This window comes from Streptomyces sp. PU-14G (assembly GCF_041028275.1).
GTDB lineage: Bacteria > Actinomycetota > Actinomycetes > Streptomycetales > Streptomycetaceae > Streptomyces.
On the sequence record NZ_JASKYT010000313.1, the window covers coordinates 1 to 9,341 of the forward strand.

The 9,341-nt window shown below is 73.8% G+C and carries 9 protein-coding genes; 6 read left to right on the forward strand and 3 right to left on the reverse strand.

Annotated features, from left to right (window positions below):
• Positions 1-679 precede the first annotated feature (679 nt).
• On the forward strand, positions 680-1,654 hold the full coding sequence (locus tag AB8Z75_RS27120) for a nucleoside hydrolase (protein ID WP_369206454.1): 975 nt from the start codon (positions 680-682) through the stop codon (positions 1,652-1,654).
• Positions 1,655-1,663: 9 nt separating this feature from the next.
• Positions 1,664-3,085: an MFS transporter gene (locus AB8Z75_RS27125; protein ID WP_369206456.1), complete on the forward strand. Its 1,422-nt coding sequence runs from the start codon at positions 1,664-1,666 to the stop codon at positions 3,083-3,085.
• 60 nt (positions 3,086-3,145) lie between these two features.
• On the opposite strand, the gene AB8Z75_RS27130 is transcribed toward AB8Z75_RS27125, so the two are convergent.
• Together AB8Z75_RS27130 and AB8Z75_RS27135 are read right to left on the reverse strand one after the other, a co-directional pair.
• The gene (locus AB8Z75_RS27130; RefSeq protein WP_369206458.1) at positions 3,146-3,364 is read right to left on the reverse strand and encodes a ferredoxin; all 219 of its coding nucleotides are present in this window, start codon (positions 3,362-3,364) and stop codon (positions 3,146-3,148) included.
• 3 nt (positions 3,365-3,367) lie between these two features.
• Entirely contained in the window at positions 3,368-4,558 is a 1,191-nt protein-coding gene (locus AB8Z75_RS27135; RefSeq protein WP_369206460.1) for a cytochrome P450, read from the reverse strand.
• Between the two features lie 155 nt (positions 4,559-4,713).
• On the opposite strand from AB8Z75_RS27135, the gene AB8Z75_RS27140 reads away from it, so the two are divergent.
• Complete coding sequence (locus AB8Z75_RS27140; protein WP_369206462.1) at positions 4,714-5,304, forward strand: TetR family transcriptional regulator; 591 nt, start codon at positions 4,714-4,716, stop codon at positions 5,302-5,304.
• A 31-nt stretch (positions 5,305-5,335) separates the two neighbouring features.
• On the opposite strand, the gene AB8Z75_RS27145 is transcribed toward AB8Z75_RS27140, so the two are convergent.
• Complete coding sequence (locus AB8Z75_RS27145; protein WP_369206464.1) at positions 5,336-6,112, reverse strand: SDR family NAD(P)-dependent oxidoreductase; 777 nt, start codon at positions 6,110-6,112, stop codon at positions 5,336-5,338.
• A gap of 209 nt (positions 6,113-6,321) precedes the next feature.
• Between AB8Z75_RS27145 and AB8Z75_RS27150 the strand changes: the two genes are divergently transcribed.
• The 3 genes from AB8Z75_RS27150 (at position 6,322) to AB8Z75_RS27160 (ending at position 9,338) form a co-directional block, all read left to right on the forward strand.
• Positions 6,322-6,795 carry an N-acetyltransferase family protein gene (locus tag AB8Z75_RS27150; RefSeq protein ID WP_369206466.1) on the forward strand — a complete coding sequence of 158 codons (474 nt, stop codon included), beginning with the start codon at positions 6,322-6,324 and terminating at the stop codon, positions 6,793-6,795.
• A gap of 111 nt (positions 6,796-6,906) precedes the next feature.
• A complete protein-coding gene (locus tag AB8Z75_RS27155) occupies positions 6,907-7,758 on the forward strand; it encodes a response regulator transcription factor (RefSeq protein WP_369206468.1) in 852 nt (283 codons plus the stop codon).
• 11 nt (positions 7,759-7,769) lie between these two features.
• The gene (locus tag AB8Z75_RS27160) at positions 7,770-9,338 is read left to right on the forward strand and encodes a sensor histidine kinase (RefSeq protein ID WP_369206470.1); all 1,569 of its coding nucleotides are present in this window, start codon (positions 7,770-7,772) and stop codon (positions 9,336-9,338) included.
• Positions 9,339-9,341 lie beyond the last annotated feature (3 nt).

The following is a 9,341-nucleotide window of genomic DNA, read 5'->3' on the forward strand; positions in this document are numbered from 1 at the left end:
CTGCAGGAGGACGGCGTGATAACCCGCCGCCAGGGCTCGGGGAGCGTCGTCAACCAGCCGCCGCCCGCCCCCGGAGGGAAGGTGCCGTCGTCGATGGCCGCCACGATCCGCTGGTAGAGCTTCACGCGGGGTGAGTGCCGACGGTCTCCCTGTCGAGGCATCGGGGCTCCCGAGTTTATTTGTCGGACAATGCGCGGCGATCGTCCTGCTGCGGTGTCGATCCGCCCACGCGTGCGCCCCAAGACTAGCGCCCCTCACCGGATCCTCTTCCCTCGGTGGGGGGGGGGGGGGGGGGGGGGGGGGGGGGGGGGGGGGGGGGGGGGGGGGGGGGGGGGGGGGGGGGGGGGGGGGGGGGGGGGGGGGGGGGGGGGGGGGGGGGCCCCGGCGGGGTGCTGCCCGTTGGTCGCGCCGGGGCGGGCGGGTGGAACGTCGCGCGCGGGCGAGGCGCTGAGCCGTGGCGCATCGTCGCGAGCCACCGGTGCAAAGCGGGGTCCGGCTGCTTTCCCGCCGCCTGCCCGCCGGCGGGCCGTGCGTGCTTCCCGCACGTGAACCCTTGTCTCGGCCTCAGGTCAGGGCTAGTCTCACGGCCAATTGATTGTCCGACAATCTCGACCGGCGGGTCGGGTGGCTCCCGAGGCGCCCGCCCTGCCGCTCGTGTCCCTCTCCCCGGAAGTGACCCATGCCCGTCACCGCACCCCGCCCCCTGCTCGTGGACTGCGACACCGGCATCGACGACGCCGTCGCCCTGCTCTACCTCTGCCGGACTCCGGGGGTGGACCTTCGCGCCGTCACCACCGTCGCCGGCAACACCACCGCCGAGCGGGCCGCCCGCAACACCCTCCAGGTGCTGGAGACCGCCGGCCGCACCGACGTGCCCGTAGCCGCCGGAGCCGCCACCACCCTGCGCGGCGACACCCACCCCGAGGCCGGTTTCGTCCACGGCGACGGCGGGCTCGGAGGCATCCCGCTGCCCGAACCCACCGCTGACCCGGACCCGCACACCGCCGTCGAACTCCTCCTGCGGACCGCCCGCGAGTCCGAGGACGGGATCGACATCCTCGCCACGGCGCCGCTGACCAACCTCGCCCTGGCGCTTCGCGCGGAGCCCCGGCTGCCCGAGTGGGTGGGCCGCCTCACGATCATGGGCGGCGCGGTCCACCACCCCGGCAACATCAGCCCGCTCGCCGAAGCCAACATCGGCCACGACCCGGAAGCCGCCGCCGCGGTGCTGGCCGCGGGCTGGCAGGACCTCACCCTCGTGCCGCTCGACGTCACCATGCGCGAGAACCTCACCGAGGCGCACCGGCAACGGCTGCTCGCCTGCGACACCCCCGTCAGCCGGCTCGCAGGCGAGATCCTCGACTTCTACTTCACCTTCCACGAGGAGACGGCGCTGCCCTTCCGCGGCTCGGCCTGCCACGACCCGCTGGCCGCGGGGATCGCCGTCGGCGAGGTCGTACCCAAGGCCGCGCCCCGGCTGCCGGTCACCGTGGACACTGCCGACGGCGCCGCCCGCGGCGCGCTCGTCGCCGACACCCGCGGCATCCACCGCGGCTACCCCGCACAGCCCGGCGCCAACGCCGCGGTGGTCTTGGAGACGGACGGCACGTTCCCCGAACTGCTCGTCGACCGCCTGTGCCAGATACGGAAGTGAGGCACGGCGATGGCACCTGACCTGAACGTCCGGCCGACAACGAAGACGGCCGGCACGGCGGCGCTGATGACGGCGCTGCTCGCCGCCTGCGTGGCCTTCCAGCTCAACGCCAGCATGCTCAGCCCGGCCCTGGTCACCATGGCCCGCGAACTGCACACCGACGAGGCGGCCACCGGCCTCTCGCAGACGGCGTTCTTCACCGCCTGCGCGATGTTCTCCCTCTTCCTGCCCCGCTACAGCGACATCGTGGGGCGCCGGCGCGTGCTGTTGTGGATGCTCGTCGTCATGGCCGCCGGCACGGTCATGGCCGCTGTGGCGCCGAACATCGCCGTGCTCGACATCGCGCGCGTCCTGCAGGGCGTCTCCGGCCCGGTCGTGCAGATCTCCCTGCTGACGTTGCGCTCCGAGATCGCCGACCCGAAGCGCTTCGGCACCCTCATGGGCCTCGTCACCGCCGTCAACGGCGGCATCGCGGGCGTCGACGCGCTGGCCGGCGGCTGGCTGGCGGCCCACCACGGCTTCCGCAGCATCTTCTGGGTGATCGCACTCGTCGCGGTCGTCGCCGCGGTGGCCGTCGCGCTCGGCTGCCCCGAGTCCCGCCCCTCGGCCGGGACCCCGATGGACTGGCCCGGCGTGCCGCCCCTCGTGATCAGTGTCGCGGCGCTGCTGCTCGCCGTCGACCAGGCCAAGAAGCTGGGCGAGGCCAACTGGCCACTGGCCGCGGGCCTGCTCGCGGTGGCCGTGCTCGCCTTCGCGGTGTTCTGGAGGGTGGAGAAGGGCAGCGGGCATCCCCTGGTGCGCATCAGCGACCTGCGGCAGCGCGCCACCTGGGCGCCCCTGCTGACCACCCTCCTCACGCTCACCGGCGTCTTCGCCGCCGTCAACGGCGTGCTGATGTCGTTCGTGCAGAACGAGGACGCCGGGTTCGGCATGGGGGCAGGCCTCGCCTCGCTGGTCTTCCTCACCCCCTTCGCCCTCGTCGGCTGGCTCGTGGGCCCCTTCACCGGACGGCTCGCCCCCCTGGTCGGCTACCGCCGCCTGCTGCGCTGGGGACTGCTGGGCAGCGCCGTCGTGGTCGTGGTCATGGCGCTGGTCGGCGTCCACTCGCTCCCCGTCATGGTCGGCTGCACCGTCCTGCTCGGGGTCACCTACGCGGGCATCGCCAACATCGTCCTCAACCTGCTGGGTGTGGTGCTGGCGCCCAAGGACCACCCCGGGTTCCTGCCCGGGCTCATCTCGGCCGCCTTCGGCCTGGGGGCCGGGCTCAGCTTCGCGCTGCTGTCCGCCGTCCAGGTGTCCGGCAGCCCGCAGGGGAGCTCCTCGGCGGGCGGCTACGTGGCCGCCCTGCTCCTGGGAGGCGTCGTGGTGGCGGCAGCCTATGCCGCCTCGTTCCTCATCCCCCGGCCGCGGGAGGCCGAGGTGGCGCCCTGAGACCGGTACGGGGACCGGCCGGGACCGGTCCCCGTACCGTGCCTGGAAGGGCGCCCCGGCTCACGGGCGGGGCCCGACGACCTCGCCGTCCTCGTCCAGCAGCGTGATGGCCAGCGCGGGGCACGAGTCCGCCGCGTCGAGGGCGGCCTCCTGCGGGTCGATCTCCTCAGCGACCGCACGCGAGCGTTCGTTCTCCAGCGCGAACACGGCCGGAGCCATGCCGGCGCACATCCCCGATCCGATGCACACGTCCCGGTCGATCTCGACACGCCACGTCATCGTTCACCACCCCACCGGCATGGAGCGCGGGCCCCTGACGAGCATCGCGGTCTTCCAGTCGACGTCCCCGGCCAGGTGCACGCCCGGCAGGATCCGCAGCAGCGCGCGCAGCGCCTCCTGGAGCTCGACCCGGGCCAGCGGTGCGCCCAGACAGTGGTGCACGCCGTGTCCGAAACCCAGATGCGAGTTGTTCGTACGGGTGATGTCGAGCTTGCCCGACTCGTCGAAGCGCAGCGCGTCGCGGTTGGCCGCCCCGATGGCCACGAGCACGGGGTCGCCGGCGCGCACGCGTGTCCCCGAGATGTCGATGTCCTCGGTCGCGTAGCGCGGCTGCCCCGCGCCGACGCCGAGCGGCACGAAGCGCAGCAGCTCCTCCACCGCGCCGGCGACCAGCGACGGGTCCTCGCGCAGGCGCGCGAACTGCTCGGGGTGGTCGAGCAGGACGCACAGGAAGTTGGGGATCTGGCTCGCCGTCGTCTCGTGCCCGGCGACGAGGATGCCCACGCACAGATCGACCAGCTCCAGCTCGGAGAGCCTGTCGCGATCGTCCCGCGCCTCGATCAGCGCCGTCATCAGGTCGTCGGCCGGATGCGCGCGGTGCTGCTCGATCAACCCCGCCATGTAGGCGCGCAGTTCGTTCCTGCTGGCTTCGAACTGCTCGGCCGTCAGTGAACTGGTCGACAGCGCGTTGTCGCTCCACACCCGAAAGCGCGGCCTGTCCGCCTCCGGAACCCCCAGCAGCCGGCAGATCACGCCGACGGGCAGCGGCAGCGCGAAGTCGTCCACCAGGTCGGCGGGCGGCCCCGCCTCGGTCATGTCCCGCAGCAGGCCCTCGGCCAGTGCGCGGATGTCGGGGCGCAGCTTCTCCACCCGTCGCACGGTAAAGGCCTTGGCCACCAGGGTGCGCAGCCTGGCGTGTTCGGGCGGGTCCATGCTCAACAGCCCGCCCGTCAGCCGCCCTTCCGACTGGCGGGGCTCGTCGTGGTGTACGGACTCGGCGCGGCTGAAGCGGCTGTCGCCCAGGACGAGCCGGGCGTCGGCGTAGCGCGTGACGAGCCAGGCGTCCTCGCCGTAGGGGAGGCGCACGCGCGGCAGCCCGTCCTGGTCGCGGATCAGGGCGTAGCGGTCGGAGAGGTGGAGGGACGTCGCTTCGTTGAAGGGGTAGGCCACGGGTTCGGTGCCGGTGCTGGTCACACGACCTCCTACCGGTTGTAAGCGTCTGCTTACAAAAGTAGGCGGGTGCGGTCGCGGCGGTCAACGGTGCCTCATCCGGGTGCCGTTGGGTAGTTGGCCGCTACGCTGGCTGCTCCGAGTGGCTGCTTCGACGGGGGATTCGACGGGGGAGGGGCATGACCGCCTACCGGACCGCACGCAAGAGAGATGCCGCAGCGACACGGCAGGCGCTGGTCCAGGCGGCGGCGGCGCTGTTCGCGGAGCGCGGCTACGAACGCACCACCGTCCGCGAGATCGCCGCCCGCGCCGGAGTCAACCAGGCGCTGCTCTTCCGCTACTTCGGCTCGAAACAGTCCCTGTTCGAGGAGGTGGTGGCCGGCGAGAGCCTGCGGCACCTGCGCGAGACACCACCCGAGAACGTACTGGAGACCGCGCTGCGCGGCCTGCTCGCCGCGGGCACCGAAGAGCAGGGGCAGCGCCATCGGGCGCTGGAGATCTTCCTGCGCTCGGCCGTCGGCGGGACCGCCACCCGGACCGGGGCGCTGCTGAGCGAGGAGTACGTGGACGCCCTCGCCACACTCACCGACGCCGAGGACGCCGCGCTCCGCGCCGACCTCGTCCTGGCCTGGCTGCTGGGCATCGGCCTGACACGCTCGGTGGTCGGCAAGGGGGCGCTGGCAGGCGCCGACCCCGGCGAGGTGTGCGCCCTCGTCCTCGACTGCGCCCGCACGATGCTGGAGAAGCTGCCCGAGGACGGGGCCCGTTGAGTACGAGCGCGGGTCCCCGGACGGCGGCCCGTCACCGCTCCCGGTGCAGCTTCGAGTTGGACGCCTGCGCACGCGGACGGACGACCAGCAGGTCGATGTTGACGTGGCTCGGGCGGGTCACGGCCCAGGTGATCGTCTCCGCGACGTCCTCGGCCGTCAGCGGCTCGGCCACCCCCGCGTAGACCCCCGCGGCCTTCTCGGCGTCCCCGTGGAACCGGGTCAGCGCGAACTCGTCCGTCTTGACCAACCCGGGCGCGACCTCGATCACCCGCACGGGGCTTCCGACGATCTCCAGCCGCAGCGTCTCGGCGAGCACGTGCTGGGCGTGCTTGGCCGCGACGTACCCGGCGCCGCCCTCGTAGGTGGCGTGGCCCGCGGTGGAGGACAGCACCACGACGGTGCCGTCACCGCTGTCGGTGAGCGCGGGCAGCAGCGCCTGGGTGAGGTTCAGGGTGCCGAGGACGTTCGTCTCGTACATCTGCCGCCACTCCTCCGGGTCGCCCGAGGCGACCGGATCGGCACCGAGCGCCCCGCCCGCGTTGTTCACCAGCACGTCGACCGCGGGCAGAGCCCGGGCGAACGCGTCGACAGCGGCGCGGTCCGTCACGTCCAGGGGATACGCCTCCGCCCGGTGACCTGCCTCGTTGAGCTCAGCGGCGAGGGCCTCGATCCGGTCGGCACGGCGCGCGGTGAGGACCACCCGGTAGCCGGCCGCCGCCAGCCCGCGCGCGGTGGCGGCTCCGATACCACTGCTCGCGCCGGTGACGACAGCGGTACGGGACAAGACTGCGGACGCGGTGGCGGTCATACGGTGACTCCTCGGACGGATGGCGGACTTCCGCCAGGGTACGCAGCGGGTACGCGCCCGCTCTCGCCACCTCCAGCACCCCGAGTGCGCCCGCACCTGCTCCCGCCGCCTCCGGCGGGCCGAGCCACGGCCCGCCGGGCAGGACGACCGGCCGGTCCGGAGCCGTAAAGGGCTCGCTCGGCAGGCGGCCGGGTCTGTACCTTCCTGCGGTGGACGTCGACAACCAGACCAGCATCCGGCGCGCGGTACCCGACGACGCGGCACCGATCGCCCGCGTACACCTGAGTTCACGGGCGGCGACCATGCCCTACCTGCCCCCGCAGTCCCACACCGCCGACGAGGTCACCGGCTGGGTCCGGGACGTGGTCCTGCACGACTGCCGCACCTGGGTGGCGACGCGTGGGACCCGGATCGTCGGCTATGCCGCCCTCCAGGGTGAGGTGCTCGACCAGCTGTATCTGCGCCCCGACGTCCTGCGCCAGGGGGTCGGCACACGACTCCTCGAGACGGTCAAGCGGCACAGCCCCACGGGCGTGACCCTGCACGTCTTCGCGCGCAACACCGGCGCCCGCGCCTTCTACGCACGGCACGGGTTCACTGTCCTCGCCGAGGGAGACGGCAGCGGCACCATGGAGGGACTACCCGACATGACGCTGTGCTGGCGGCCCGGCGACACCCGCTGAGGACGGCGGACCGCTCCCCGCCGGGTCGCCGGCCCCCTCGCCCGGCGCATTCTCAGCCGGCTCACAGGCGCCGCACAGGAAACTCTCAGGGGCGGGGTTGAGGCTGGCGGCATGGGTGAGTCTTCTGTGTCCGCCGAGGTGTCCGCCGGCGGCCCCGGACGTGCCGGCGTCGTCCCTCCGCGACCCGACCCTCCGCGACCCGACGCTGTTCCCACCGCCGGGGCCGCTACGGCCGCGGCGGGAACGGCGCTCACGCGGGACGGGCGGCCCGTACGGGTGCTCGTGGTGGACGACGAGCCGCCGCTGGCCGAGCTGCTGTCCATGGCCCTGCGGTACGAGGGGTGGGAAGCGCGCTCCGTGGGGGACGGGGCCGGGGCTGTGCGCGCCGTACGGGAGTGGCGCGCGGACGCGGTCGTGCTCGATGTGATGCTGCCGGACACCGACGGGCTGACGGTGCTGCACAGGCTGCGGGCCGAGTCCCCGGGAGTGCCGGTGCTCTTCCTCACGGCGCGGGACGCGGTGGAGGACCGTATCGCCGGGCTGACGGCGGGCGGGGACGACTACGTGACCAAGCCGTTCAGCCTGGAGGAGGTCGTCGCCCGGCTGCGCGGCCTGCTGCGCCGGGCGGGCGCGCAGCAGGTGCGCGACGTGTCGCTGCTGACGGTGGGCGACCTGGTGCTCGACGAGGAGAGCCACGAGGTCTGGCGGGCGGACGAGGAGATCCGGCTGACCGCCACGGAGTTCGAGCTGTTGCGGTTCCTGATGCGCAACGAGCGCAGGGTCCTCAGCAAGACGCAGATACTCGACCGCGTGTGGTCCTACGACTTCGGCGGGCAGGCGAACATCGTCGAGCTCTACATCTCCTACCTGCGCAGGAAGATCGACGCGGGGCGGCAACCGATGATCCACACCCGGCGGGGCGCCGGCTACGTCCTCAAACCCGGCGCGCCCGACGGCCGGTGAGGACCCTCGCGATGCCCTCCCTCCGCTCCCTGCCCGGCCTCCTCGGCCGCCCGCGCCCACCGCGCCTGCTGCGGACCCGCCTGGTGCTGTGCGTCCTCGCGCTGATCGCCGTGGTGGCGGCGGTCATCGGCACGGTGACCACCATCTCCCTGCACGCGCACCTCTACCGGCAGCTCGACGACCAGCTCGCCGAGGTCGCGTTGCGGGCCGCGGGCCCGGGCCCGCCGGGCCACGGCGCACCGCCCGACGGGGACCGGCTGCGCTTCTTGACCATGGGGGGCCAGCCGCTGGGGACGGTCGGCGCCGTGGCCCCGCCGGGGTCGGGCGGCACCGGCCAGGGCTCCGGCGGCACGAAGGTGCTCCGGGCGGGCATCAGCGTCCAGGACAACAGCGCGCCGACGGGCCACGGGGTGGCGGTGTCGCCCCTGTCCGAGGAGCAGCGGTCGGCGCTCGCACACGCCCCTCGCGACGGTGAGCCGCACACCGCCGAGCTGCCAGGGGAAGGAACCTACCGGGTGCGGTCGGTGCCGGTGGACGGCGGCACGCTGCTCGTCGGACTGCCCGCCTCGGGAGTACAGGACACCGTCAGCACACTTCTCGTCACGGAGGTCTGCGTCGCCTGCGCGGGGCTGATCGCCGCGGCGCTCGTCGGTACCGCCAGCGTGCGGCTGGCGTTGCGGCCCCTGGCCCGGGTCGCGCAGACCGCCGCCCGGGTCTCCCGGCTGCCGCTGCACGAGGGCGAGGTACGGCTGCGAGAACGCGTCCCGCTGCGCGACACCGATCCCCGTTCGGAGGTCGGACAGGTGGCGGCGGCCCTCAACAGGATGCTGGGGCACGTCGGCGCGGCGCTGGCGGCCCGGCACGAGAGCGAGACACGGGTGCGGCGCTTCGTCGCCGACGCCAGCCACGAGTTGCGCACGCCGCTGGCGTCGATCAGGGGCTATGCGGAGCTGACCCGGCGCGGCCGGGAGGAGGTGGGCCCGCAGACCCGGTACGCGCTGGCGCGCGTCGAGGCGGAGTCGGAGCGGATGACCGACCTGGTCGAGGACCTGCTGCTGTTGGCGCGGCTGGACGCCGGCCGGCCGCTGCGCAGGGCCGTGGTGGACCTCTCGGCGCTGGTGGTGGACGCGGTGAGCGACGCGCGTGCCGCGGGTCCTGACCACAGGTGGCAGCTCGACCTGCCGGACGTACCGGTCGTCGTGCCCGGCGACGCGGCGCGTCTGCGGCAGGTGCTGGCCAACCTCCTGTCCAACGCACGCGCCCACACCCCCGGGGGCACCGTCGTCACAGCCTGCCTGCGCCAGGTTCCCGAGGCGGCGGGCGGCGAGGCGGCGGGCGCCTCGCCGCCCGGCGGTGGCGGCGCCGCTGGCATGGCCGACATACGGGTCGAGGACAACGGTCCCGGCATCCCCGCCGAGGCGCTGCCCGTGGTGGCTGACGCCTCGCGCTCACGCGCCCAGGGGAGCACCGGTCTCGGACCGGCCATCGTCCGGGCCGTGGGCTCCGCGCACGGGGGGCGGGTGAGCGCACACAGCGCGGCGGGCCGCACGGTTTTCACCGTACGGCTGCCGCTCGGCTAGGGC